The organism is Superficieibacter electus (genome assembly GCF_002915575.1).
GTDB classification, from domain to species: domain Bacteria; phylum Pseudomonadota; class Gammaproteobacteria; order Enterobacterales; family Enterobacteriaceae; genus Superficieibacter; species Superficieibacter electus.
The window spans coordinates 266726-290807 of sequence record NZ_PQGD01000006.1 but is presented as its reverse complement, the minus strand read 5'-3'; the positions used below and the strand labels follow the sequence as shown (position 1 = coordinate 290807).

The window sequence follows — 24082 nt, the reverse complement described above, 5'->3', positions numbered from 1 at the left end:
GTGATTAGCTCAGCTGGGAGAGCACCTCCCTTACAAGGAGGGGGTCGGCGGTTCGATCCCGTCATCACCCACCACTTGGGTCGTTAGCTCAGTTGGTAGAGCAGTTGACTTTTAATCAATTGGTCGCAGGTTCGAATCCTGCACGACCCACCAATCAGTAAAGTGGAATACGCTCGTTAAACGTGAAGGACCCTGTGCAACAGCGACGATCTGTAGAGCAGATTATCGCGCACAATGCCACCGTCATTAAGTGGCTCAGAATTAACATTGTTCAGGCAGCATCGATGGGTCGTTAGCTCAGTTGGTAGAGCAGTTGACTTTTAATCAATTGGTCGCAGGTTCGAATCCTGCACGACCCACCAATCAGTAAAGTGGAATACGCTCGTTAAACGTGAAGGACCCTGTGCAACAGCGACGATCTGTAGAGCAGATTATCGCGCACAATGCCACCGTCATTAAGTGGCTCAGAATTAACATTGTTCAGGCAGCATCGATGGGTCGTTAGCTCAGTTGGTAGAGCAGTTGACTTTTAATCAATTGGTCGCAGGTTCGAATCCTGCACGACCCACCAATAATAATGTTGATAACTGATTGATAAGTTTAGTAAATCCCGAAAGGGGTCGTTAGCTCAGCTGGTAGAGCAGTTGACTCTTAATCAATTGGTCGCAGGTTCGAACCCTGCACGACCCACCATGCGTTAAGACTAAATATTATCAAATGTGAAGGATAACGCTGCCCGGTAGCAGTCCGAAAGGCAAGTCGACCTGAACATCATCCATGTTAAGAAGCGCCCTAAAGGCGCTTTTTTGCTTTCTGTCTCCCGCCCATACTTTTCATTCTTTATACGCTGTGACGGAATATAAAATTGCGTATTCACGGTGACATCTGATTCACTATCGGCTATCTTGTTTAGTATATAAAACAAATCGGCGTGTAAGCGCTTTGTAAAACCTAAAACACAGGCAGGATGTTAAGTCTGTAGAACGAGAAGCCGATGAACGCATTCTATGACCCTCTCTCAGCCGTTTACCCTTTCCCGCCAAAACCTGCGCAGCTCAGCGCAGAAGAGAAATCATATTACCGCGCGAAAATAAAGCATCTGCTAAAAGCACGCGATGCGGTTATGGTGGCCCACTATTACACCGACCCGGAAATTCAGCAACTGGCGGAAGAGACGGGGGGATGTATTTCCGATTCTCTGGAGATGGCAAAGTTTGGTGCTAAACACCCGGCTTCCACGCTGCTGGTCGCCGGCGTGCGCTTTATGGGCGAGACTGCCAAAATACTCAGTCCGGAGAAAACCATTCTGATGCCAACGCTGCAGGCGGAGTGTTCTCTGGATCTTGGCTGCCCGATTGATGAATTCAACGCTTTTTGTGATGCCCATCCGGAGCGCACAGTGGTGGTTTATGCCAATACCTCCGCCGCAGTGAAAGCGCGCGCCGACTGGGTGGTAACCTCAAGTATTGCCGTTGAATTGATTGAGCATCTTGATAGTCTGGGCGAAAAAATCATCTGGGCCCCCGATCGTCATTTAGGTCATTATGTACAAAAACAGACCGGCGCTGATGTTTTATGCTGGCAGGGAGCGTGTATCGTGCATGATGAGTTCAGGACGCAATCATTGGTGCGTATGAAAGGGCTTTATCCCGATGCGGCCGTGCTGGTTCATCCTGAGTCACCGCAGGCTATTGTAGAACTGGCCGACGCGGTAGGGTCGACCAGTCAGTTAATCAACGCCGCAAAAAACCTGCCACATGCACAACTTATTGTGGCGACCGACCGGGGTATTTTCTGGAAAATGCAGCAGGCAGTACCAGACAAAATACTGCTGGAGGCACCCACTGCGGGGGAGGGGGCCACCTGCCGCAACTGCGCCCACTGTCCATGGATGGCGATGAACGGTCTGAAAGCTATTGCGGATGGTCTCGAAACCGGAGGAGCCAGGCATGAGATTCTCGTTGATGAGGAATTGCGTAAAGGCGCACTGATCCCGCTTAACCGTATGCTTGATTTTGCGGCTACACTACGTCCATAACAACATTAACGCGTCAACACGCTCTGGGGTAAAGATGGATTTTTTGAGTACACAAAACATTCTTGTTCACATTCCATTTGGTGAAGGCGGCTATGATTTGTCCTGGATAGAAGCCATTGGCACGATTGCTGGTTTGCTCTGCATCTGGCTTGCCAGCCTGGAAAAAATCATTAATTACTTTTTTGGCCTGATCAACGTTACGTTGTTTGCCATCATCTTCTTCCAGATCCAGCTCTATGCCAGCCTGCTGCTCCAGTTATTCTTCTTTGCAGCCAATATTTACGGCTGGTACGCCTGGTCGCGACAAACCAGTCATAATGAAGCTGCATTACAAATACGCTGGTTACCAATGCCGAAAGCAATATTGTGGCTGGTTGTCAGTGCAGTAGCCATTGGGCTGATGACAATATTTATTAACCCGGTATTTGCATTTTTAACCCGCGTGGCGGTAAACCTGATGTCGGCGCTGGGGCTTAACGTAACTATGCCTGAGCTACAGCCAGACGCTTTCCCGTTCTGGGATTCCTGCATGATGGTGCTATCGATTGTCGCAATGATTTTGATGACTCGCAAATACGTTGAAAACTGGATCTTATGGGTGATTATCAACGTGATAAGTGTTGTTATTTTTGCACTCCAGGGGGTTTATGCCATGTCGCTGGAGTATTTGATCCTGACCTTTATCGCGCTAAACGGTACGCGGATGTGGATTAACAGCGCGCGTGAGAGAGGCTCTCACGCACTTTCTTATTAATGGTGATGGGAGTGAGTGTGACCGGCGTGCGCCTCGTTGAGGTGGCATTCCGGTCCGCTACAGGGTTGATATTCCATCTGCACCGTCGCGTGGGCAATATCATAATGATGCTCAAGGAAATGGTGAATACGCTCCAGCAGGGCATCGTGATCGTGGGGCGGGATCACCTGCACATGTAATGTCATCAGCGGCTTCTCACCAACCAGCCAGACATGGACATGATGCACGTTACGTACTTCCGGGATCTCGCGGCGTAGTGTTTTCTTCAGCGCCGCAATATCCAGCGTCGCCGGCGCACCTTCCAGAAGTTCATTGACGCTTTCTTTAAGCAAGCGCCAGGCGCTACGCAGTACCAGACATGACACCAGAATAGAAAGAATGGGGTCAACAGGCATCCAGCCCGTAGTCATGATGATAATGGCTGCAGCTATCGCACCAACCGATCCGAGCAGATCGCCAAGCACATGCAGCATGGCCGCACGGACGTTAAGATTTTTTTCTTCTCCACCGCGATGCAGCAGCCAGAAGGCCAGCAGATTCGCCAGGAGTCCGGCAATAGCAATGATCAGCATGCTGAAGCCCGCAACCGGTCGCGGATGATAAAAACGTTGAATGGCTTCCCAGACAATCAGAAAAGTGATGATGACCAGCGCGATGGCATTAACAAAGGCCGCAAGCGTTGTCAGACGTAACCAGCCAAAAGTATGTTGAGCATTGGGTGGCCGTCGTGAAAATTGCACGGCCAAAAAAGCAAATAGCAGGGCCGCGGCATCGGTAAGCATGTGACCTGCATCTGCGAGCAAAGCCAGCGAGTTGGCGATAAGTCCGCCCGCCACTTCTACCGCCATAAAACCAGCGGTTACGCTAAAGGCTAACAGCAAACGGCGAGCATTACTGTTGTCAGGCGTCGCAGAGTGGGAGTGCGCCATAATATCGTCCTGCACCATTTTTAAGGGTTACGCATTACATCATATCGACATATTGCGCGATTGTGCATAAAAAAGGAGAGCCGAAGCTCTCCTTAATTCTGACGAGATTTACCACATTAATGGGTAGTACCATCAGTTTTGGTATCGACGTCATTATTAACGCCATCGCCAGTTTCTACTTTTTTATTGATATCCGGGCAACGACCATCTTTACACATGGTGTTTTTATGGATGTCTTCTTTGGTCATACCGTCAGCATCAGTGCTCTGGGTAGAGCTTGAGCTGTCAGGATGCAGCATGGTACCGCCAGAAGAACCCGTTGAGGTGGTATTAGTATTGGTGCTACCCGTATTGATATTACTGTTATCAACATTATTCGGTGCCACGTTCTCTTTCGCGCCTGGCTCGACCTGACCGGCGTCGGCAGAAGAGTTAGAGGTACCGTTATTCGATTGACTGCTGGCGGCAAAAACTGCGCCGCTGGTCATAGAAAGGGTTGCTGCCAGAAAAATTGTAGCCAGTTTAGTCGTTTTCATCATGCTGCTCCTGTTCTCATCGTGGTGTCAGATAACTTCATCCAACAATACAATTGAAAATCGTTTGCTCAGTAGTGAAAGATTCTGTGACAAATAAATCGGTCAGAATAGAATCTGGTAATTAAAAACAAACACAGTAGTTACATTTAAAAAGTGTAGATGAGATCTCGTTCTACGCTACTTTCTGGCCTTTTTTTAAATAATTCCAGGAATATTCTGTCTGAACTGTAAAAGTCCGTTTACAGTGCATGGCTGAGGATATAGATTGAAGGGATTGCAAACAACTTCATTAGTATGGCACGACTGGAAAGAAGATGAATTATCAGAACGACGATTTACGTATCAAAGAGATTAATGAATTACTGCCTCCTGTGGCATTGCTGGAAAAATTCCCTGCGACCGGTAACGCTGCTAATACCGTGGCCCATGCGCGCAAGGCCATTCACAAAATTCTTAAAGGGAATGATGACCGCCTGCTGGTCATCATTGGCCCATGCTCTATCCACGATCCGGCCGCTGCCAAAGAATACGCTTCACGTCTGCTGACGCTGCGTGAAGAACTGCGTGGCGAACTCGAAGTCGTGATGCGTGTTTATTTCGAGAAACCGCGCACGACCGTTGGCTGGAAAGGACTAATCAACGACCCGCATATGGACAGCAGCTATCAGATTAACGACGGCCTGCGTATTGCCCGTAAGCTGCTGCTGGATATTAATGACAGCGGATTGCCTGCGGCAGGTGAGTTCCTCGACATGATCACCCCGCAATATCTGGCAGATCTCATGAGCTGGGGTGCCATTGGTGCGCGTACCACTGAATCCCAGGTTCACCGTGAACTGGCATCAGGGCTCTCCTGCCCGGTCGGGTTTAAAAACGGGACTGACGGGACCATCAAAGTGGCGATTGATGCCATTAACGCTGCGGGTGCGCCACACTGTTTCCTCTCCGTCACCAAATGGGGGCATTCTGCCATCGTTAACACCAGCGGAAACGGCGATTGTCATATCATTCTGCGCGGTGGCAAAACGCCAAACTACAGCGCGCAGCATGTGGCAGAGGTAAAAGAGGGGCTAACCAACGCGAATCTTGCGCCGCAAGTGATGATTGATTTCAGCCATGCCAACTCCAGCAAGCAGTTTAAAAAGCAGATGGACGTCGGTGCTGATGTCTGTCAGCAGATCGCAGGTGGAGAGAAAGCAATTATTGGCGTGATGATTGAAAGCCATCTGGTTGAAGGTAATCAAAATCTCGACGGTGGCGAACCGCTGACCTACGGTCAAAGTATTACCGATGCCTGCATTGGCTGGGATGATACGCAAGTGCTGTTGCGTCAGCTGGCGGATGCGGTTAAAGCGCGTCGCGGCTGAATAAATAAGGCCGGACAATGTTGCCCGGCCTTACCTGTAGCTTTAATGCCCAAACAGTGGGCATTTTTTTACTTCGCTTTACCCTGATTTGCTACCGCCGCTGCTTTGGCCGCGATTTCGTCAGCATTACCCAGATAGTAATGTTTAATCGGCTTGAAGTTTTCGTCGAATTCATACACCAGCGGAACGCCGGTCGGGATATTCAGTTCGAGGATTTCATCTTCGCCCATGTTATCAAGATATTTAACCAGCGCGCGCAGGGAGTTACCGTGCGCGGCGATGATCACGCGCTCGCCGCTTTTCAGGCGCGGCAGAATGCTTTCATTCCAGTAAGGGATCACGCGGTCGATAGTCAGCGCCAGGCTTTCCGTCAGCGGCAGCTCCTGCTCGGTCAGTTTTGCGTAGCGCGGATCGTGGCCCGGGAAACGCTCATCTTCTTTCGTCAACGCAGGCGGGGTAACGGCAAAACCGCGACGCCACTGTTTAACCTGCTCATCACCGTATTTTTCCGCAGTTTCAGCTTTGTTCAGGCCCTGCAGCGCACCGTAGTGACGCTCGTTCAGTTTCCAGGATTTCTCAACGGGCAACCAGGCCTGATCCAGACCGTCCAGAATGTTCCACAGAGTGTGGATAGCGCGTTTCAGCACGGAGGTGTAAGCGAAGTCAAAGCTATAGCCTTCTTCCTTCAGTAATTTACCTGCCGCTTTGGCTTCAGATACGCCTTTCTCGGACAGATCAACATCATACCAACCGGTAAAGCGGTTTTCGTTGTTCCACTGACTTTCACCGTGACGAACCAGTACCAGCTTAGTTACAGCCATACACTTACTCCTCAAGCTTTATTGAATGATAACAATTCTCATTATATTGCCGTCACGTCTCCGGCGGCAATGCTTACCCCTAACCATAGCGAAAATAGTGGGTCAGTGTAAGGTGCTTGTGAATTTGCAGTTATGATTTTGTCTTTAAATGGCGTTAATTTCAGCAAAACGGGCAAAAAAAGCCCTCTATGAAGAGGGCCGGTGATCATGCTGGAATAAACTGATATTCCGTCAGGCTGACATACTCTTCACCCGGGCGTAAAATACAGTCCGGCTGCGGCCATTCCGGGTGATTGGGCGAGTCGGGTAAAAACTCGCTTTCCAGCGCCAGACCCTGCCAGGCATCATAGGTCCCGGGTTCACGGGAGGAGGTGCCTTTAAGGAAGTTGCCAGAATAAAATTGCAGCGCCGGAGCAGAGGTATACACTGCCATCTGCAATTTCTCATCATCCGACCACAGGTGCGCGGCTTTGGTTTTTACATCGCCTTTCGCCTGAAGTAAAAAAGCGTGATCGTAACCGTTAACCTTTTTCTGATCGTCATCGCTTAAGAAATCATCGGCAATACGTTTCGGCGCACGGAAATCAAAACTGGTGCCAGCTACCGCTTTTAAACCACTACGCGGAATACCGCTCTCATCAACCGGCAGATACTCATCAGCAAGGATTTGCAGTTTATGATCCCGCACATCGGAGCGTTCACCGTTGAGATTGAAATAGACATGGTTAGTCATGTTAACCGGGCAGGGCTTATCTACCGTAGCACGATACTCAATGGCAATGCGATTATCTTCGGTGAGGGTATAACGCGCCGTGGCTTGCAGATTACCTGGAAAGCCCTGATCGCCGTCAGCCGATTGCAGCGAGAAGATCACCTCATGGTCACTCAGGCTCTGATAACTCCAGCGGCGTTTATCAAACCCTTCCGGCCCGCCGTGAAGCTGGTTGACGCCCTGGCTTGGCAATACCTTAATGACTTCACCGTCCAGTTCAAAACGGCTGTCGGCAATACGGTTTGCATAGCGACCCACCGATGCGCCAAAAAAAGCCTCATGCTGCGGATACTGCTCCGGGCCGGTGCAGCCGAGGATGGCCTCCCGGACGCTACCATCTGAGTGCGGCACGCGAACAGACAGCAATGTTGCTCCCCAGTCCATCAGAGTGACGACCAGCCCTGCGTTATTACGCAGAGTGAGTAAACGAAACGGCAGCCCATCAGGGGCGGCTGCGGGTGTATTTCTTAACACTGACCTGCTCCTTGTGACGGTTTACAAACGTAGAAGGTTTCTTTGATGCCGGTTTTAGCTTCGTACTGTTCAGCGACCGCGTTTTCAACTTCAGTCACCAGCGCTTCCGGGATCAGCGCAACAATGCAGCCGCCAAAGCCGCCGCCGGTCATGCGCACGCCGCCTTTGTCACCAATGACACCTTTGACAATCTCAACCAGTGTGTCAATTTGCGGGACGGTGATTTCAAAGTCATCGCGCATGGACGCGTGAGATTCTGCCATCAGTGCTCCCATCCGTTGCAGATCGCCTTTTTCCAGCGCATCGGCGGCTTCAACGGTACGAATATTCTCCGTTAACACATGGCGCACGCGTTTAGCGACCACCGGGTCCAGCTCGTTTGCCACCGCGTTAAACTCGTCGAGTTTGACGTCACGTAGCGCTGGTTGCTGGAAGAAACGCGCTCCAGTCTCGCACTGTTCGCGGCGAGTGTTGTATTCACTGCCAACCAGCGTGCGCTTGAAGTTACTGTTAATAATAACTACCGCAACGCCTTTTGGCATGGAAACCGCTTTGGTGCCGAGCGAGCGGCAGTCAATCAACAGGGCATGATCTTTTTTACCCAGCGCCGAGATCAACTGATCCATAATGCCGCAGTTACAGCCGACGAACTGGTTTTCCGCTTCCTGACCGTTAAGCGCAATTTGCGCGCCGTCCAGCGGCAGATGATAAAGCTGCTGGAACACGGTGCCAACCGCCACTTCCAGCGAGGCGGAAGAGCTAAGACCTGCGCCCTGAGGTACATTCCCGCTGATCACCAAATCCGCGCCGCCAAAGCTGGCATTACGCTGCTGGAGATGTTTCACTACGCCGCGCACGTAATTAGACCACTGCTGGTCGTCATGGGTAACGATCGGCGCATCCAGCGAAAATTCATCAAGTTGATTGTCGTAATCCGCTGCCATCACCCGCACGGTACGATCGTCACGTGCGGCACAGCTAATCACTGTCTGATAATCGATGGCGCAGGGAAGGACGAAACCGTCATTATAGTCAGTGTGTTCACCAATCAGATTGACGCGGCCCGGTGCCTGAATCACATGAGTGGCAGGGTAGCCGAATGTCTCAGCAAACAGGGATTGTGTTTTTTCTTTCAGACTCATTGTTATTCTCCGGATTCGCGAAAATGAACGTCGCTGACCGCACGCAGGCGCTCCGCGGCTTGTTCTGCGGTAAGATCGCGCTGGGTTTCCGCCAGCATTTCGTAGCCAACCATAAATTTACGCACGGTGGCTGAGCGCAGCAACGGCGGGTAAAAGTGGGCGTGTAGCTGCCAGTGCTGATTGCCGTCATCATTAAACGGCGCGCCGTGCCAGCCCATTGAATAGGGGAAGGAGCACTGGAACAGGTTGTCGTAGCGGCTGGTGAGTTTTTTCAGCGCCAGCGCCAGATCCTGAGATTGTTCGTCGGTTAAATCGGTGAGCCGCAGCACATGCGCTTTTGGTAGCAGCAGGGTTTCAAACGGCCATGCGGCCCAGTAAGGTACCACCGCCAGCCAGTGTTCCGTCTCGACCACCGTGCGGCTACCGTCCGCCAGCTCACGTTGTACGTAGTCCACCAGCATCGGTGAATGCTGCTCAGCAAAATAGCTTTTTTGCAGGCGATCTTCGCGCTCGATCTCGTTTGGCAGGAAGCTGTTAGCCCATACCTGACCGTGTGGATGCGGATTCGAGCATCCCATCGCTGCGCCTTTATTTTCAAACACCTGCACCCATGGGTAGGTTTGCCCCAGCTCTGCGGTTTGCTGCTGCCAGGTGCTGACCACTTCCGCCAGCGCCTCCACGGTCAGTTCCGGCAGCGTTTTGCTGTGATCGGGCGAAAAGCAGATCACCCGGCTGGTGCCGCGCGCGCTCTGGCAACGCATCAGCGGATCATCGCTTTCCGGAGCGTCCGGGGTATCTGTCATCAGCGCGGCAAAATCGTTGGTAAAAACGTACGTGCCTTTGTAGTCCGGATTTTTATCACCGGTTACGCGGGTGTTGCCGGGGCAAAGAAAGCAATCCGGATCGTGTTTCGGCAGTTTTTGCTGCGAAGGCGTTTCCTGCGCGCCCTGCCAGGGACGCTTAGCGCGATGCGGAGAAACCAGAATCCATTGCCCGGTTAAGGGGTTATATCGGCGATGCGGATGATCGACCGGATTAAATTGCGTCATCACTGTTCCTTAGTCTGAGTAACCCTGCGGGTGGCGGGACTGCCAGTGCCAGGTGTCCTGCGCCATTTGATCAAGGTTGCGGGAAACGCGCCAATCCAGCTCTTTATCTGCTTTGCTGGCATCGGCCCAGTAAGCAGGAAGATCGCCGTCACGACGCGGGGCAAAATGGTAATTGACCGGTTTGCCGCAGGCTTTGCTGAAGGCATTAACGACATCCAGCACGCTGCTACCGACGCCTGCACCCAGGTTATAAATATGAACCCCTGGCTTATCTGCCAGTTTCTGCATGGCAGCAACATGGCCGTCAGCCAGGTCCATCACGTGGATGTAATCGCGCACGCCGGTACCGTCTTCAGTGGGGTAGTCATTGCCAAAAATGGCCAGCGATTCGCGACGGCCGACGGCAACCTGTGCGATGTAAGGCATCAGGTTATTTGGAATGCCCTGTGGATCTTCACCCATATCGCCTGACGGATGCGCCCCCACCGGGTTGAAATAGCGCAGCAGCGCGATGCTCCATTCCGGCTGGGCTTTTTGCAGGTCGGTCAGGATTTGTTCGACCATCAGTTTACTTTTGCCGTAGGGGCTCTGCGGCGTACCTGTCGGGAAGCTTTCAACATACGGGATCTTAGGTTGATCGCCATAAACGGTAGCAGAGGAGCTGAAAATGAAATTTTTAACATTTGCCGAACGCATAGCGGAGATCAGCCGTAAGGTACCGTTCACGTTATTGTCGTAGTACTCCAGCGGCTTCGCGACAGATTCACCCACTGCTTTTAACCCGGCAAAATGAATCACGGTATCAATGCTGTGATCGTGCAGAATTTCTGTCATCAGCGCTTCATTACGAATATCGCCTTCAACGAAGGTAGGATGCTTGCCGCCGAGACGTTCAATGACGGGCATTACGCTGCGCTTGCTATTGCACAGATTGTCCAGAATGATGACATCGTGGCCGTTTTTCAGTAACTGTACGCAGGTATGACTGCCAATGTAACCGCTACCACCCGTAACCAGAACTCTCATTTTTCGCTCCATCATGCTTATGATATGTGATAAAGATAGCATAACAAAGATGCGAAAAGTGTGACATGGAATAAGTTTGTGGAATCGCTTACACTAAAAGTGAGAAGCGTGTTTTTTTAATAAATAAATATAAAAATCAAATAGTTATTAAGATGTGTGATAAATCCTAAAATCCCTTCTTCCTGTTCCTGATTTTTACTGCCCCTCACGCCTTAATGGTTGACGAAAGGCATAACGTAACGCTCAATAAAACACGCAAAAAAGTGAGATGCAAAAGGAGTGAATAATGAAGACGTTTTATTCGCGTATTGCGGGCGCAAAGGTGCGCTGGCAGGCATTGCCAGGAGAGGGCCACCCGGTGGTTTTTATTCACGGGCTGGGCTGCGCTTCTTCTTATGAATATCCGCGCGTGGTGATGGACGCGCAATTTGGCAGAAAAGCGGCCATTCTTATCGATCTGCCGGGCAGTGGCTATAGTGAACGCCCACAGGCGTTTAGCTATCATACCCGCGACCAGGCGCGGGTAGTTGTGGAATTGCTGGAGAGTTTGAATTTACAGCATTTTTATCTATACGGTCATAGTATGGGCGGCAGTATTGCAATAGAAGTCGCAACACTAATGACCGATCGTCTTCTGGCGCTTGCCGTCTCTGAACCCAATTTTTCAGCGGGTGGCGGGATGTTCAGCCGTCAGATTGCCGCGCAGGCCGAAGAAGCATTTGTCCATGATGGCTATGCTGCACTGTTAGCTGCCGAAGACTCTCCCTGGGCCGGGTCATTACAAAGCAATGCGCCCTGGGCCGTCTGGCGTGGCGCGAAGAGCCTGGTTGACGGGATAACGCCATCATGGCTGATGCTTTTTCGGAGCCTGCGCTGCCCACATACGCTAATTGTGGGCGAACTTAGCGAGCCTGATACTGACGTCGAAACGATACGGGCGTGGGGAATTCCGGTTCTGACCATTGAAAAGGCAGGACACTCCATGTCATGGGAAAATCCGTCAGCCCTGGCAGGCATCCTTGCCAGCGTGTTTCATTAACGCTCCTCCAGGACGTAACGATAGCTTTCCCCCTCCGGCACAAACGCCAGCCGGTGGGTGATGCACGCTGGCGCATCTTCCGCATGATGCGAAACGAAGAGGAGCTGCGTTTCACCTTCACCGATCAGAATATCAATAAAGCGGCGAACCAGCTGGCGGTTCAGTGGATCAAGCCCCTGAAGGGGTTCATCAAGGATCAGCAGCGTTGGATGCTTCACCAGCGCGCGCGCAATCAGCGCCAGCCGCTGCTGGCCCCAGGAAAGACTGTGGAAGGGCGCGTCAGCAGTGCGATTATCTATTCCCAGAATATCCAGCCACTGCTGCGCCAGTTTGTGCTGTCGGTCGGAAACCGCCTGATAAATGCCAATTGAGTCAAAATAGCCGGAAAGAATGACATTACGCACATTAGTGCTGACGCGATAATCCAGATGCAGGCTGCTGCTGACGTAACCGATATGTTTTTTAATATCCCAGATGGTTTCTCCGCTGCCGCGGCGGCGGCCAAAGAGCGTCAAATCGTTGCTATAGCCCTGAGGATGATCGCCGGTGATAAGACTCAGCAGCGTCGATTTTCCCGCGCCGTTGGGGCCGACAATCTGCCAGTGTTCCCCTGGTTTTACTGTCCAGCTCAGATGATTAAGAACAGGGCGGTCATTGTAAGAGACCACGCCATCGTTAAGAATAATTCGCGGGGCGTCGGCGGCAAGGCTCAGGCGCACCGACGGCTCGTCCGGCTCAGGTAAACGGATGCCTTCCAGCCGTTCGCTGTGGGCCAACTGGCCAATGAGCGCCTGCTGTAATAACGTCTCTTTTTCGCCTGTGTCAAGCAGGGTGCAGTCTGCCAGAACCCCTGCATGCTGCACGAAAGCAGGGATTTCATCAAAGCGGTTTAACACCAGCACAATGGTATAGCCCTGCTCATTGAGCGTCGCCAGCAGCACCGCCAGTTGTTCACGCGACGTCACATCCAGCCCGTCAAACGGCTCGTCTAAGATCAGCAGATCCGGTTCGGACATCAGCGCCTGGCACAGCAGGGTTTTACGGGTTTCCCCGGTGGAAAGGTATTTGAAGCGACGGGTGAGCAGTGGCGTAATGCCAAATCGGGCGGCCAGCTGCGCGCAGCGTTGCGGATTTTTCACCTCATCCTGAATAATTTCTGCCGTGGTGCGCCCGGTATCATCCTCATCCGGACTCAGTAGATCGGTGTTATTACGCTGCCATTCATCGCTGACCAGCTTTTGTAACTGTTCAAAGGAGAGGCGAATAACGCGCGAAAACTGACTCTCCCGCCTACCTTTGCTGATCGGTAATTCGCCTGCCAGCGCCCGGGCAAGGGCTGATTTACCGCTGCCGTTGGTGCCGATAAAGGCCCAGCTTTCACCCGCGTGCAGGGTCAACGCGTTAATGGTCAGGACACGTGTATCGCTCAGATGAAACGTGCCTTGCGAAATATGCAACAATGACATTATATATCCCGTTTCTTGCAGTGTTTTAAACAGGGATACGATTTCCTGAGCAGATTGTCAATGCATCAGCACAGCGTGGCGATAATTACCCGGTCGGCATTGAAATACGCCATGACTTCGCTGCCTTCGTTAAGCGCGACGGCACGCTCATGAGGAAGCGTGGCGCAAAGATGTTGACCGTCCGGCAGCCGCATCAGCACTTCGCACTGCTCGCTACCGCGCTCAATATGACTGATAACGCCGGTAAGCTGATTATCTGCTGTTTCAGCCTGCGCACGATCGGTAGTAATATTGACCCAGGGTGCTTTCAGGAGCACCAGCACTTCTTTGCCTTCATCCAGACCGAGACGCTCGCCACTCTGGGCGGTAATAGCCACTTTTAACCGCGTTTCACCGTCTGCCAGTAGGATGTCCACATGCTGCTGTACGCGATCGCGATCGCGGCCAGTCACTGTACCGAACCACTGATTGCGGGCGCTGGTTTGCAAAGAAAAACGAGAAATCGCCGCCAGCAGGCTGTTTAGCGGCAGGCCGTCATCCAGACTTAACACGTCAAACGCTTTCTGCTGAATTTGCGCCAGCAGATCGTAAAGCTCGATGAGTCGCTGACCATAACGTGTTAACAGTGCTCCGCCGCCGCCTTTGCCGCCGGTCGCGCGATCCACCAGCGGCTGTTCGCTAAGCTGATTCATGTCGTTGATCGCATCCCAGGCGCTCTTATAGCTGATGCCCGCCTCTTTCGCGCCCTGACTGATGGAGCCAGTTTGTGCGATGTGCTTAAGCAGCATAATGCGGCGCGGATCGGCAAAAAGGCGCTGCTGGAGTTTCAGTGTAAGAAGAATTTCAGCCTGCATAACAGTGTCCTGGCAAAAAGGGTATTGTGACGCAATTAGGGTGGGACGCCAACCGCACCGCACAAAAGGGGAGTGCCTTTTAGTAAAATCCGGTTAGAATAACCTTATTCACAATGTCTGGAGTTCACCATGTTAGAGTTGTTGAAAAGTCTGGTTTTTGCCGTAATCATGGTCCCGGTGGTGATGGCTGTCATCCTCGGATTGATCTACGGGCTGGGTGAAGTGTTTAACATTTTCTCCGGGATTGGTCACAAAGACCGCTCCGAACAACGCCGCTGATTTCTCTGAACGCCCGCCACTCGCGGGCGTTTCTGCCTTAAGTTTTCCCCTTTATTGCCGATAGTCTACCCATTGCACGGTAGCATTTAATGCTGGGAAAAATCTGAGCTTGTCGTTATATTACGTGATATATAACGACACTCACAGGAGTTTATGATGGCACGTACATGGGTACGCTTGTTTGCAGGGGCAACATTAACGCTGACCGTCGCCGGACATGCGCTGGCTGATGAAGGTAAAATTACCGTTTTCGCGGCGGCTTCACTCACTAATGCGATGCAGGACATTGCCGCGGATTATAAAAAAGCCAAAAACGTTGAGGTGGTTTCCTCTTTTGCCTCATCATCCACACTGGCACGTCAGATTGAAGCCGGTGCACCTGCCGATCTGTTTATTTCTGCCGATCAGAAATGGATGGATTACGCGGTCGATAAGAAAGCGATTGATACCTCCAGTCGCGAGACATTACTCGGCAACAGCCTGGTTGTGGTCGCGCCAAAAGCCAGCAAGCTTGATAAGGTAACGATTGACGGCAAAACGGATTGGGCGCGCCTGTTAGATGGCGGACGTCTGGCGGTGGGCGATCCGGACCACGTTCCGGCAGGCATTTATGCCAAAGAAGCGCTGCAAAAATTAGGCGCATGGGAGACGCTTTCCCCGACACTGGCTCCGGCAGAAGACGTGCGCGGTGCGCTGGCGCTGGTTGAGCGCAATGAAGCGCCGCTGGGCATTGTTTACGGTTCCGACGCCGTTGCCAGCAAAGGCGTAAAAGTTGTTGGCACCTTCCCGGAAGATTCACACCAGAAAGTCGAATACCCGCTGGCGATTATTGACGGGCATAAAAATGCCACCGTCAGCGCGTTTTATGATTATCTGAAAGGACCGCAGGCTTCTGCGATTTTTAAACGTTACGGATTTACAACCCACTAATGATACTGACCGATCCTGAATGGCAGGCCGTGCTGCTGAGCCTTAAAGTGTCTTCTCTTGCCGTCATTTTTAGTTTGCCTTTTGGGATCTTCTTTGCCTGGTTACTGGTTCGTCGCCGCTTTCCAGGCAAAGCGCTGCTCGACAGCCTGCTGCATCTGCCGCTGGTGCTGCCGCCAGTGGTCGTCGGTTACCTGCTGTTAATTTCGATGGGGCGGCGCGGGGTTATCGGCGCGTGGCTGTATGACTGGTTCGGCATCACGCTGGCGTTCAGCTGGCGCGGGGCGGTGCTGGCAGCGGCGGTGATGTCCTTTCCGCTGATGGTGCGTGCCATCCGGCTGGCGCTGGAGGGCGTTGACGTCAGGCTGGAGCAGGCCGCCTGCACGCTTGGCGCAGGGCGTTTGCGCGTCTTCTTTACCATTACGCTGCCGCTGATGTTGCCAGGAATTATTGCCGGCACGGTGCTGGCCTTTGCCCGCTCGCTGGGCGAATTTGGCGCAACTATCACCTTTGTCTCCAATATTCCCGGTGAAACCCGTACCATTCCGTCGGCTATGTACACGTTAATCCAGATGCCCGGTGGCGAAAGCGCCGCCGCGCGTTTGTGCGTGATTTCCATTGTGCTGGCAATGATTTCGCTGCTTGTGTCGGAATGGCTGGCACGACTCAGCCGCGTGCGGACGGGGAAATAATGATGCTGGAACTCAATTTTACTCAGACGCTCGGTAGTCATTGCCTTTCCCTCAACGAAACGCTGCCTGCCAGCGGCATTACCGCCATTTTTGGCGTATCAGGTGCCGGAAAAACCTCGCTGATCAACGCCATCAGTGGCCTGACGCGCCCTGAGCAGGGACGCATCGTATTAAACGGCCGGGTACTGAACGATGCGCAGAAAGGCATTTGCCTTTCGCCGGACAAACGCCGTGTTGGCTATGTGTTCCAGGATGCGCGGCTGTTCCCGCACTATAAAGTGCGCGGCAATTTGCGCTACGGCATGGCAAAAAGTATGGCCGGACAGTTCGATAAGCTGGTGGAACTGCTGGGCATCGCGCCGCTGCTCGATCGCCTGCCGGGAAGCCTTTCCGGCGGTGAAAAACAGCGCGTGGCGATTGGCCGGGCGCTATTAACCGCGCCGGAACTGCTGCTGCTTGATGAGCCGCTGGCGTCGCTGGATATCCCCCGCAAGCGCGAACTGTTGCCGTACCTGCAACGACTGGCGCGAGAAATCAATATACCGATGCTCTACGTCAGTCATTCGCTGGATGAAATTCTGCACCTCGCGGATAACGTGCTGGTGCTGGAGGCGGGGCAGGTTAAAGCCTTTGGTCCGCTTGAAGAGGTATGGGGAAGCAGCGTGATGCATCCCTGGCTGCCGCAGGATCAGCAAAGCAGCATTCTGAAAGTCAGCGTGCTGGAGCATCATCCGCACTACGCGATGACCGCGCTGGCGCTGGGCGATCAGCACCTGTGGGTAAATAAAATTGATCGCCCGGTGCAGTCGTCGCTGCGCGTGCGTATCCAGGCCTCGGACGTTTCGCTGGTGCTGCAACCGCCCCAGCACACCAGCATTCGTAACGTTCTGCGCGCCCGCGTGGCGCAGTGCCTGGATGACAACGGTCAGGTTGAGGTGCAGCTGGAGATTGGCAGCCGCAGATTGTGGGCGCGCATCAGCCCGTGGGCCAGAGATGAACTGGCGATCAAGCCTGGCCTGTGGCTGTACGCGCAAATCAAAAGCGTGTCGATAACCGCCTGATCACAGCAAGTGAGAGTAGATAAACTGCGCGATGCTGTCTTCGGTATTTTCGCCAATCACGACATTGGCGCGCGCTTTGACTTCTTCGACAGCGTTGCCCATCGCCACCCCGGTGCCAGCGGCTTCCAGCATGCTGATGTCGTTCTGGTTATCACCAAAGGCCACCACGTCCTGCATTGACCAGCCCTGCGACTCCACCCATTGCGTAAGGCGTTTGCCTTTGCTGTTGCCGTGACGGGCCACGTCGACCTGATCCTGCCAGGACCATTCACACTCCAGTGCCAGCGTCTCGCCGACGTTCAGCGCGAAATCCTGCAGTTTGCTGATGTTCTCATCGGTCAGTGCAAACTTCCACACCGCGTTCACCTCCTGCGCCGCCTGGCTCAGCGAGCCGACCTGCGTAAACACCGGACGCTGCGCTTGCGGCAGGGTTTGTGCCCATTGGCTCATGCGGATCACGTGACCAGTAGGACGCTCATACAGCATCGCGTCGTCCACGTACATCAGGCCATGGATATCATACTCATTAAGCATTTCAATTAATTGCAGCGCTTTGGGGACCGGCATGGGATCGGCCTCAAGCACTTTTTTTGCATGATAATCATACAAATAGGTACCATTGCAGCAGATAGCAGGTGTATCCAGCGCCAGGGCCTGATAAAAAGGATGGATAGCAACGTGATGTCGCCCGGTGACAATAATCAATTTATACCCTGCCTCTTTCGCGCGCATCAGCGCCTCAAGCGACGAGGGGAGAAACGTTTTTTGCGGGGTCAGCAGGGTGCCGTCTAAATCCAGGGCGATAACGCGCGTGGTCATTCGTTTTTCCTGTCACAGAGTTAATATAAAAGCGTTGGTCGATGGTACACCGCCGTGCGGACAGGACAAATAAATTCAGCATTTACGGTCAAAAAAGACTATCCTGGTTATTTACTTCCACTCTGTTGTAAGGAAAGGAGTATTCATGAAACAAACCGTTTATACCGCCAGCCCGGAAAGCCAGCAAATCCACGTCTGGGGCCTTAATCCAGAAGGGACGCTGACCCTGATCCAGGTTGTTGATGTGCCCGGTCAGGTGCAGCCGATGGTGGTCAGCCCGGATAAACGCTATCTCTATGTTGGCGTGCGTCCTGAGTTTCGTGTGCTGGCCTGGCGCATTGCGCCGGATAACGGTGCGCTCACTTTCGCGGCAGAAGCGCCGCTGCCGGGCAGCCCGACGCACATTTCTACCGACCATAGCGGACGCTTTATTTTCAGTGCCTCCTACAATGCGGGCAGCGTTAGCGTAGTACGTTTGCAGGATGGCTTGCCGGTTGAAACGGTAGACGTTGTGGAAGGACTGGAAGGATGCCATTCAGCCAATATTTCCCCGGACAATCGAACATTGTGGGTACCGACGCTGAAGCAGGATCGTATCTGCCTGTTTACTCTTAGCAATGACGGTAAACTGGTCGCGCAAACGCCGGAAGATGTTAAAACGGTGGAAGGGGCGGGGCCGCGCCATATGGCGTTCCATCCTAACCATCAGTACGCATACTGTGTTAATGAGCTTAACAGCTCGGTTGACGTCTGGGATTTACGTAACGCCCACGATCAGATTGAATGCATTCAGACGCTGGATATGATGCCGGCCGGCTTTGCCGATACGCGCTGGGCCGCCGATATCCATATCACGCCTGACGGTCGCCATCTTTACGCCTGCGATCGCACCGCCAGTACGATCACTATCTTCAGCATCTCCGAAGACGGCAGCATTCTGGCGGTAGAAGGGCATCAGCCGACCGAAACGCAGCCGCGTGGCTTTAACGTCGATCACAGTGGTAAATATCTGGTTGCGGCCGGACAGAAATCTCACCATATCGCGCTGTATGAAATTCAGGGCCAGCAAGGGCTGCTGGAAGAGAAAGGCCGCTATGCCGTAGGGCAAGGCCCGATGTGGGTGGTGATTAACGCGTTTTAATCGGCATAAAAAACCTCGCGATAGCGAGGTTTGAGGCTGATGACAAATCTGTTTTACTACTGTGTTCACCGTTTTGCCGGGTGGCGGTATCGCCTTACCCGGCCAGTGAAAACCATCAACATCAATACGTTATGCGTAACCCGTAGGCCTGTGCAAGCGAAGCGCCGCCAGGCATCATTCCACGGTATAACGCTTATCAGTAGTCTGAAAAAGGGGGATTAATTCCCCCTTTTTGCTGTCCAGCTTTTACTGCTTCGCCTGCGCGGCTACCTGGCTCCCCACGCCGCGGTTATTAAACTCCCACATGCGGTTGAACTGCGTGTCGTTCAGGTTACGCTGGATCTCACCTTTCTCATCCTGGGTACCGGTATTACCACTAAATGGACGTTTGGAGATCGCCGCGTCTGCCCACGGCTGCGCCATATTAAAGCCCTGATTGATCACGCTGTCGCGGATCACCACCTGGCCGTTAACATTGCTGTCGGCGTCCAGAGAGCGCCCGAGCTGCGCGACCCCATCACCAGCGGCGGTAAAGCGGCTGTTGGTGGCCAGGAAACCATAATAGACATTGGACAGGGTTGCAGGGGCGAAAACATAGCCTTCCTGCTGGGTACGCGAGTTAACAATACGGAAGTCGGTATTGTCGAACACCACGCTACCGCGGCCTGAAACCAGATCGACATCGCCTTCTATATAGCTGTTGGTCACCAGCGTGCGAGTCTGACGATCGTTTTGCAGCACGTTCTGTACGCCGCTGTTGGTCACAAAGAAGGTGTTCTGACGGCCGAGGATATTGACGTTATTCATCTGCACCTGGTCGCCATCGCTGCGCAGCGCAACAGCCTGATGGGTACCCGCATCAACGCTGTCGCCGAGATTGTTTTCGATGGTCAGGTTCTGCAATTGCAGGCCATTATTTTGTGACCAGAAGACCGCAGAACACATCACCCCAACGGTCGCTGCACGTTTGCTCTGGCATTTATCGAACATATACCATGCGGGTTTACCCGGCATATATTTGCCTGACGGATTGACCAGCCGACGCCAGCTGACCGGATCGATTTCAGAATCAATCGCGGCACTGATTTTCACATCAATGGCTTTATCGCCTGTGCCGTACAGCGTCAGGCTACCAGAGGCGATGGGCACGTAAACGGTGCCTTCATATTCGCCAGGCATAATCGCAATATATTGGCGTTTACTGGTATGGCGCGTAATTGCTGCGTCAACGGCCGCCTGAAGTGAGGTGTGGGTGACTCCCGCGGACCCCGCTGGCCCCACCACAAAGTCGGGCTGGGCAGGAAGCGCGATCGCCGAGGGTTTCCACGGTGCGGCATTCGGATTTAACGACAGGAAATAGTTATCCGCGACAAAATTCTTTGCTTCGCCTGCGGAAAGGATAGGGCGTGCTGTGGTGCCGGGTGCGGCCTGTGAAGAAGGCTGTTGATCGGCGGGCGTTGAGCTGCATGCGGTCAGCGTCGCGCCCAGAACCAATGCCAGAGTCAGGCGAGAAACCGAAAATGTGTTCAAGGGATGCTCCAGACGTTTATTCGTTAAAGGTGCTTTAAAGCCTGCTGTTTTATACTAAGTTGAACGAAACGGGAAGCCAAATTACGTAAAAGACACAACGAAAAGTGTTGATTTACAAAGGCGGGGGAGACCCGCCGGATCAACACCTCGTATCAGGGGTGTAACGACAAGCCTTTAATCACTTTATCAACGGCTTTTTTCGGTCCGCGTAGTGCAATCCCGACCAGGTTCATCGCGTTTGCCTCTTCTTGCAAGAATACGGCGCGATTGTCGGCGTCATTGCCGGTTGCAAACATTGCCTGCACATAGGGTACCAGCGTCAGCTCTCGCTCAAGCCCCTTACGATGGGTACGCTGAAGATCCTCAAGCCCGCCGGCAAAAATGAGCATTGGCTGGCCTGACAGGCGGGAATAATGACGGTTGGCAGCATCAATATAGGTTTCGCCCAGCACTTCAGGCGCGGCAGAAACAATCCCGGTCGCCAGAAATGCCACCACATTCAGACGCTGCCAGTTTTCCAGATCGTCCCGTACTACCAGAGCAATTTTTGTGTCAAACATGCGTATTTCTTCTCCGTCCTCACTAAAAAGGCCATCATTAAAGAAACACGCTCAGCGGGATAGAACGTTTGTGCACTGTTGCTGAAACGCGGCGGGCGACATGCGATAAGCGCGTTGAAACCATCTCCCCAGATGACTTTGATCGGCAAACCCAACCTGGGCTGCAACAAGCGCAGGCTCTTGCCCGTGAGCCAGCAGCGCTCTGGCGCTACGCAGCCTCAGCCTGACGAGCCAGGCGTGGGGTGTTTGGCCAAACGCTTTGTAGAACTGCCTGCTAAGGCGAAAGCGGTCAATACCCGCAAGAGAGGATAATTCATCAAGGCCGATATCGTCCGCCATCCGCTCATGCAAAATTTCCCGGATACGGTGCATCAGCAGCATCGTATCGCTCTTATATGAGGCAGGCGGGGCTTTAATATGGCGGGTAAGTAAACTCAGAAGACGATCCATGCTTTGATCGCGGGCCAGTTTCCCTTCCCGATGATGAAAAGCAAAAAATGTCTGCTGGATGGCATAAAACAGCGTTTCGTCGTCGGTAAGCGTGTGGCGAAACGCCGCTTCGATGAGTGATATATCCGCCAGCCCGCGTTGAGCAAGCCGGTCGGAAACCCAACTTTGCGGCAGATACAGCATTGAGTAGGTAAAGCCGCCAGTTTCCGGGGCATGGCCGTCATGCACCGCGCCAGGTTCGATCAGAATAGCGCGGCCCGGTCTGCTGGTATGCAGTGTCCGATGGCAGCGAAACCGCTGCACACCCTGGTGCGTAAAGCCCACCAGAACTTCATCATGGTCGTGCGGATCGTAAGCGTGGCCGGTAAAATGGGCGCTCACGCTTTCGATACCACTTTCACTGTCGCGACGAAAGTCGAGCCAGTCGCCGCTTTTGGTGTCCTTCATCTCAGACGATCAGATATACCAGGCGGTCAGCGAGGCGCTGCCGAGGGTATGGAAATGGACGTTAAAGCCAACCATGGCACCGCTTGCGCCTTCATCCACCTCAATATGCTCAACATTAAGTGCGTGTACGGTAAAAATATAGCGATGGGATTCACCCTTCGGCGGGGCCGCGCCGTCGTAGCCCGTTTTACCAAAGTCGGTGCGGGTCTGGACCGCACCCTCCGGCAACGCAACCAGATTTGAGCCGGAACCCTGAGGCAGCACGCGGGTATCCGCCGGCAGATTAGCAACCACCCAGTGCCACCAGCCGGAGCCGGTTGGGGCATCAGGATCGTAGCAGGTGACAACAAAGCTTTTGGTTCCCGCCGGAACATCATCCCACGCCAGATGGGGCGAAATATTATCGCCTTCATAGCCCATGCCATTAAACACATGGCGGTTATGCAGCTTGTCCCCATCCTGGAAATCTTTACTGATTAATTTCATTACGTCTCCTTCGGTATACCTTGTTCGCTTCTGAAGAAGTGTAGCATCGCGGTTAATGGCTAAAAAGTCTTTCATCCTGAACCGCACAATTGACCGCGTAGGTCAGTTGCGTTAACTGGTCCGGGCTGATGGGATAGGGTGGCATCAGATAAATCAGTTTGCCAAAAGGCCGGACCCAGACCTTGTGCTCAACAAAAAAGCGCTGCAGTGCCGCCATATTTACTGGCCGGGTGGTCTCGACCACGCCAATCGCGCCGAGTACGCGCACATCGGCAACCAGCGTGGAGGCCCGGGCGGGAGCCAGTTCTTCTTTTAGTTGTTTCTCAATCGCCGCCACCTGCGCCTGCCAGGTGTTTTCCGCCAGCAGCGCGAGACTTTCCGTCGCCACCGCGCAGGCCAGCGGATTGCCCATAAAGGTCGGACCGTGCATAAAGCACCCGGCGTCACCGTTACTAATCGCGTCGGCCACTGCGCGGGTTGTGAGGGTGGCCGACAGGGTCATGGTGCCACCGGTCAACGCTTTTCCGAGACACAGAATATCAGCGCTGATGTCCGCATGTTCGCAGGCAAATAGCTTGCCGGTACGGCCAAAACCGGTGGCGATTTCGTCGGCGATCAGCAGAATACCTTCGCGATCGCACATTTTGCGGATACGGCGTAGCCATTCAGGATGATACATCCGCATGCCGCCCGCCCCTTGCACAATCGGCTCGAGGATCACCGCGGCAATCTCGTGACGGTGCGCGGCCATCAGGCGGGCGAAGGCCACCATATCGCGCTCATCCCATTCGCCGTCGAAGCGGCTTTGCGGCGCGGGCGCAAACAGATGCTGCGGCAGATAACCCTGCCACAGGCTGTGCATGGAGTTGTCTGGATCGCACACCGACATTGCGCCAAACGTATCGCCATGATAGCCGTTGCGGAAGGTGAGAAAACGCTGACGCGGTTCGCCTTTGGCCTGCCAGTACTGGAGCGCCATCTTCATCGCCACTTCCACTGCCACCGAGCCGGAATCGGCCAGAAAGACACATTCCAGCGCTTCCGGAGTCATCGCCACCAGCTGACGACATAACGCAACCGCTGCCGGATGCGTTATGCCACCAAACATCACGTGTGAAACCTTGTCGATTTGCGCTTTTAGCGCGGCGTTCAGGCGCGGGTGATTATAGCCGTGGATCGCCGCCCACCAGGACGACATCCCGTCAATCAGATGTTCGCCGCTGGCAAGTTCCAGCTCACAGCCCTGCGCGCTGACCACCGGGTACACCGGCAGAGGAGAGGTCATCGAAGTGTAGGGGTGCCAGATGTGGCGTTTATCAAAGGTAAGATCGTCCGGGGTCATAATCGACTTGTAAACCATTTTGAAAAGTTTTAGGTTTACGAGTTTACACTGAAGCAGAAATTAACTAAACCCTTTGGAGAA

The 24082-nt window shown here is 53.3% G+C and carries 24 protein-coding genes and 4 tRNA genes; 13 read left to right on the top strand and 15 right to left on the bottom strand.

Going from position 1 to position 24082, the window contains the following annotated elements:
• Positions 1-77 precede the first annotated feature (77 nt).
• The 6 genes from CHU32_RS09640 to pnuC all read left to right on the top strand — a co-directional run bounded on the left by CHU32_RS09640 (position 78) and on the right by pnuC (position 2792).
• Positions 78-153 (top strand) — tRNA-Lys (locus CHU32_RS09640).
• 133 nt (positions 154-286) lie between these two features.
• Positions 287-362 (top strand) — tRNA-Lys (locus tag CHU32_RS09635).
• Between the two features lie 133 nt (positions 363-495).
• Positions 496-571, top strand: a tRNA-Lys gene (locus tag CHU32_RS09630).
• Between the two features lie 46 nt (positions 572-617).
• A tRNA-Lys gene (locus CHU32_RS09625) sits at positions 618-693 on the top strand.
• 301 nt (positions 694-994) lie between these two features.
• Complete coding sequence (nadA, locus tag CHU32_RS09620; RefSeq protein WP_103675567.1) at positions 995-2038, top strand: quinolinate synthase NadA; 1044 nt, start codon at positions 995-997, stop codon at positions 2036-2038.
• 34 nt (positions 2039-2072) lie between these two features.
• On the top strand, positions 2073-2792 hold the full coding sequence (gene pnuC, locus CHU32_RS09615) for a nicotinamide riboside transporter PnuC (RefSeq protein ID WP_103675566.1): 720 nt from the start codon (positions 2073-2075) through the stop codon (positions 2790-2792).
• On the opposite strand, the gene zitB is transcribed toward pnuC, so the two are convergent.
• Entirely contained in the window at positions 2789-3721 is a 933-nt protein-coding gene (gene zitB, locus CHU32_RS09610) for a CDF family zinc transporter ZitB (RefSeq protein ID WP_103675565.1), read from the bottom strand. The genes pnuC and zitB overlap by 4 nt on opposite strands.
• 116 nt (positions 3722-3837) lie before the next feature.
• Positions 3838-4257 (bottom strand): YbgS-like family protein, encoded by a 420-nt coding sequence (locus CHU32_RS09605; RefSeq protein WP_103675564.1) that lies wholly within the window; start codon positions 4255-4257, stop codon positions 3838-3840.
• Between the two features lie 314 nt (positions 4258-4571).
• On the opposite strand from CHU32_RS09605, the gene aroG reads away from it, so the two are divergent.
• Positions 4572-5624, top strand: coding sequence for a 3-deoxy-7-phosphoheptulonate synthase AroG (gene aroG, locus CHU32_RS09600; RefSeq protein ID WP_103675563.1), 1053 nt, complete (start codon positions 4572-4574; stop codon positions 5622-5624).
• A 68-nt stretch (positions 5625-5692) separates the two neighbouring features.
• On the opposite strand, the gene gpmA is transcribed toward aroG, so the two are convergent.
• The 5 genes from gpmA to galE form a co-directional block, all read right to left on the bottom strand.
• Complete coding sequence (gene gpmA / locus CHU32_RS09595) at positions 5693-6445, bottom strand: 2,3-diphosphoglycerate-dependent phosphoglycerate mutase (RefSeq protein ID WP_103675562.1); 753 nt, start codon at positions 6443-6445, stop codon at positions 5693-5695.
• A 205-nt stretch (positions 6446-6650) separates the two neighbouring features.
• Entirely contained in the window at positions 6651-7691 is a 1041-nt protein-coding gene (gene galM / locus CHU32_RS09590; RefSeq protein WP_103675561.1) for a galactose-1-epimerase, read from the bottom strand.
• A complete protein-coding gene (gene galK / locus CHU32_RS09585) occupies positions 7685-8833 on the bottom strand; it encodes a galactokinase (RefSeq protein WP_103675560.1) in 1149 nt (382 codons plus the stop codon). Before galK ends, galM begins: the two co-directional genes overlap by 7 nt.
• Before the next feature lie 2 nt (positions 8834-8835).
• Positions 8836-9882, bottom strand: a complete 1047-nt coding sequence (galT, locus tag CHU32_RS09580) for a galactose-1-phosphate uridylyltransferase (RefSeq protein WP_103675559.1) — start codon at positions 9880-9882, stop codon at positions 8836-8838.
• 9 nt (positions 9883-9891) lie between these two features.
• Positions 9892-10908 (bottom strand): UDP-glucose 4-epimerase GalE, encoded by a 1017-nt coding sequence (gene galE, locus CHU32_RS09575; RefSeq protein ID WP_103675558.1) that lies wholly within the window; start codon positions 10906-10908, stop codon positions 9892-9894.
• Positions 10909-11194: 286 nt separating this feature from the next.
• On the opposite strand from galE, the gene CHU32_RS09570 reads away from it, so the two are divergent.
• Complete coding sequence (locus tag CHU32_RS09570) at positions 11195-11947, top strand: alpha/beta fold hydrolase (RefSeq protein WP_103675557.1); 753 nt, start codon at positions 11195-11197, stop codon at positions 11945-11947.
• Here CHU32_RS09570 and modF read toward each other — a convergent pair.
• Both modF and modE read right to left on the bottom strand, forming a co-directional pair.
• Positions 11944-13413, bottom strand: coding sequence for a molybdate ABC transporter ATP-binding protein ModF (modF, locus tag CHU32_RS09565; RefSeq protein ID WP_103675556.1), 1470 nt, complete (start codon positions 13411-13413; stop codon positions 11944-11946). The two genes, CHU32_RS09570 and modF, sit on opposite strands and share 4 nt — an antisense overlap.
• Before the next feature lie 65 nt (positions 13414-13478).
• Positions 13479-14267, bottom strand: a complete 789-nt coding sequence (gene modE, locus CHU32_RS09560) for a molybdenum-dependent transcriptional regulator (protein ID WP_103675555.1) — start codon at positions 14265-14267, stop codon at positions 13479-13481.
• A 129-nt stretch (positions 14268-14396) separates the two neighbouring features.
• Here modE and CHU32_RS09555 point away from each other — a divergent pair, with 129 nt between their 5' ends.
• The 4 genes from CHU32_RS09555 (at position 14397) to modC (ending at position 17226) form a co-directional block, all read left to right on the top strand.
• Positions 14397-14546 carry an AcrZ family multidrug efflux pump-associated protein gene (locus CHU32_RS09555; RefSeq protein ID WP_103675554.1) on the top strand — a complete coding sequence of 50 codons (150 nt, stop codon included), beginning with the start codon at positions 14397-14399 and terminating at the stop codon, positions 14544-14546.
• Between the two features lie 156 nt (positions 14547-14702).
• Positions 14703-15476, top strand: coding sequence for a molybdate ABC transporter substrate-binding protein (gene modA / locus CHU32_RS09550; protein WP_103675553.1), 774 nt, complete (start codon positions 14703-14705; stop codon positions 15474-15476).
• Positions 15476-16165 carry a molybdate ABC transporter permease subunit gene (gene modB / locus CHU32_RS09545; protein WP_103675552.1) on the top strand — a complete coding sequence of 230 codons (690 nt, stop codon included), beginning with the start codon at positions 15476-15478 and terminating at the stop codon, positions 16163-16165. Before modA ends, modB begins: the two co-directional genes overlap by 1 nt.
• A gap of 2 nt (positions 16166-16167) precedes the next feature.
• Positions 16168-17226, top strand: a complete 1059-nt coding sequence (gene modC / locus CHU32_RS09540; protein WP_103750833.1) for a molybdenum ABC transporter ATP-binding protein ModC — start codon at positions 16168-16170, stop codon at positions 17224-17226.
• Here the strand turns inward: modC and CHU32_RS09535 are convergent, their stop codons facing one another.
• Complete coding sequence (locus CHU32_RS09535; RefSeq protein ID WP_103675551.1) at positions 17227-18045, bottom strand: pyridoxal phosphatase; 819 nt, start codon at positions 18043-18045, stop codon at positions 17227-17229.
• A gap of 145 nt (positions 18046-18190) precedes the next feature.
• Here CHU32_RS09535 and pgl point away from each other — a divergent pair, with 145 nt between their 5' ends.
• A complete protein-coding gene (pgl, locus tag CHU32_RS09530; RefSeq protein WP_103675550.1) occupies positions 18191-19186 on the top strand; it encodes a 6-phosphogluconolactonase in 996 nt (331 codons plus the stop codon).
• Between the two features lie 246 nt (positions 19187-19432).
• Here the strand turns inward: pgl and CHU32_RS09525 are convergent, their stop codons facing one another.
• The 5 genes from CHU32_RS09525 to bioA form a co-directional block, all read right to left on the bottom strand.
• The gene (locus CHU32_RS09525; protein ID WP_103675549.1) at positions 19433-20716 is read right to left on the bottom strand and encodes a putative acyl-CoA thioester hydrolase; all 1284 of its coding nucleotides are present in this window, start codon (positions 20714-20716) and stop codon (positions 19433-19435) included.
• A gap of 152 nt (positions 20717-20868) precedes the next feature.
• Positions 20869-21276, bottom strand: coding sequence for a DUF2000 family protein (locus tag CHU32_RS09520; RefSeq protein ID WP_103675548.1), 408 nt, complete (start codon positions 21274-21276; stop codon positions 20869-20871).
• A gap of 51 nt (positions 21277-21327) precedes the next feature.
• Positions 21328-22173, bottom strand: coding sequence for an AraC family transcriptional regulator (locus CHU32_RS09515; protein WP_103675547.1), 846 nt, complete (start codon positions 22171-22173; stop codon positions 21328-21330).
• Positions 22174-22182: 9 nt separating this feature from the next.
• Positions 22183-22659: a kinase inhibitor gene (locus CHU32_RS09510; RefSeq protein WP_103675546.1), complete on the bottom strand. Its 477-nt coding sequence runs from the start codon at positions 22657-22659 to the stop codon at positions 22183-22185.
• 52 nt (positions 22660-22711) lie between these two features.
• On the bottom strand, positions 22712-24001 hold the full coding sequence (bioA, locus tag CHU32_RS09505) for an adenosylmethionine--8-amino-7-oxononanoate transaminase (RefSeq protein WP_103675545.1): 1290 nt from the start codon (positions 23999-24001) through the stop codon (positions 22712-22714).
• Positions 24002-24082 lie beyond the last annotated feature (81 nt).

Excerpts from the sequence above, each read along its gene's own strand:
- nadA (WP_103675567.1), top strand. The coding sequence starts at position 995 with ATGAACGCATTCTATGACCCTCTCTCAGCCGTTTACCCTTTCCCGCCA.
- pnuC (WP_103675566.1), top strand. The coding sequence starts at position 2,073 with ATGGATTTTTTGAGTACACAAAACATTCTTGTTCACATTCCATTTGGT.
- zitB (WP_103675565.1), bottom strand. The coding sequence starts at position 3,721 with ATGGCGCACTCCCACTCTGCGACGCCTGACAACAGTAATGCTCGCCGT.
- CHU32_RS09605 (WP_103675564.1), bottom strand. The coding sequence starts at position 4,257 with ATGAAAACGACTAAACTGGCTACAATTTTTCTGGCAGCAACCCTTTCT.
- aroG (WP_103675563.1), top strand. The coding sequence starts at position 4,572 with ATGAATTATCAGAACGACGATTTACGTATCAAAGAGATTAATGAATTA.
- gpmA (WP_103675562.1), bottom strand. The coding sequence starts at position 6,445 with ATGGCTGTAACTAAGCTGGTACTGGTTCGTCACGGTGAAAGTCAGTGG.
- galK (WP_103675560.1), bottom strand. The coding sequence starts at position 8,833 with ATGAGTCTGAAAGAAAAAACACAATCCCTGTTTGCTGAGACATTCGGC.
- galT (WP_103675559.1), bottom strand. The coding sequence starts at position 9,882 with ATGACGCAATTTAATCCGGTCGATCATCCGCATCGCCGATATAACCCC.
- galE (WP_103675558.1), bottom strand. The coding sequence starts at position 10,908 with ATGAGAGTTCTGGTTACGGGTGGTAGCGGTTACATTGGCAGTCATACC.
- CHU32_RS09570 (WP_103675557.1), top strand. The coding sequence starts at position 11,195 with ATGAAGACGTTTTATTCGCGTATTGCGGGCGCAAAGGTGCGCTGGCAG.
- modF (WP_103675556.1), bottom strand. The coding sequence starts at position 13,413 with ATGTCATTGTTGCATATTTCGCAAGGCACGTTTCATCTGAGCGATACA.
- modE (WP_103675555.1), bottom strand. The coding sequence starts at position 14,267 with ATGCAGGCTGAAATTCTTCTTACACTGAAACTCCAGCAGCGCCTTTTT.
- CHU32_RS09555 (WP_103675554.1), top strand. The coding sequence starts at position 14,397 with ATGTTAGAGTTGTTGAAAAGTCTGGTTTTTGCCGTAATCATGGTCCCG.
- modA (WP_103675553.1), top strand. The coding sequence starts at position 14,703 with ATGGCACGTACATGGGTACGCTTGTTTGCAGGGGCAACATTAACGCTG.
- modB (WP_103675552.1), top strand. The coding sequence starts at position 15,476 with ATGATACTGACCGATCCTGAATGGCAGGCCGTGCTGCTGAGCCTTAAA.
- modC (WP_103750833.1), top strand. The coding sequence starts at position 16,168 with ATGCTGGAACTCAATTTTACTCAGACGCTCGGTAGTCATTGCCTTTCC.
- CHU32_RS09535 (WP_103675551.1), bottom strand. The coding sequence starts at position 18,045 with ATGACCACGCGCGTTATCGCCCTGGATTTAGACGGCACCCTGCTGACC.
- pgl (WP_103675550.1), top strand. The coding sequence starts at position 18,191 with ATGAAACAAACCGTTTATACCGCCAGCCCGGAAAGCCAGCAAATCCAC.
- CHU32_RS09520 (WP_103675548.1), bottom strand. The coding sequence starts at position 21,276 with ATGTTTGACACAAAAATTGCTCTGGTAGTACGGGACGATCTGGAAAAC.
- CHU32_RS09515 (WP_103675547.1), bottom strand. The coding sequence starts at position 22,173 with ATGAAGGACACCAAAAGCGGCGACTGGCTCGACTTTCGTCGCGACAGT.
- CHU32_RS09510 (WP_103675546.1), bottom strand. The coding sequence starts at position 22,659 with ATGAAATTAATCAGTAAAGATTTCCAGGATGGGGACAAGCTGCATAAC.
- bioA (WP_103675545.1), bottom strand. The coding sequence starts at position 24,001 with ATGACCCCGGACGATCTTACCTTTGATAAACGCCACATCTGGCACCCC.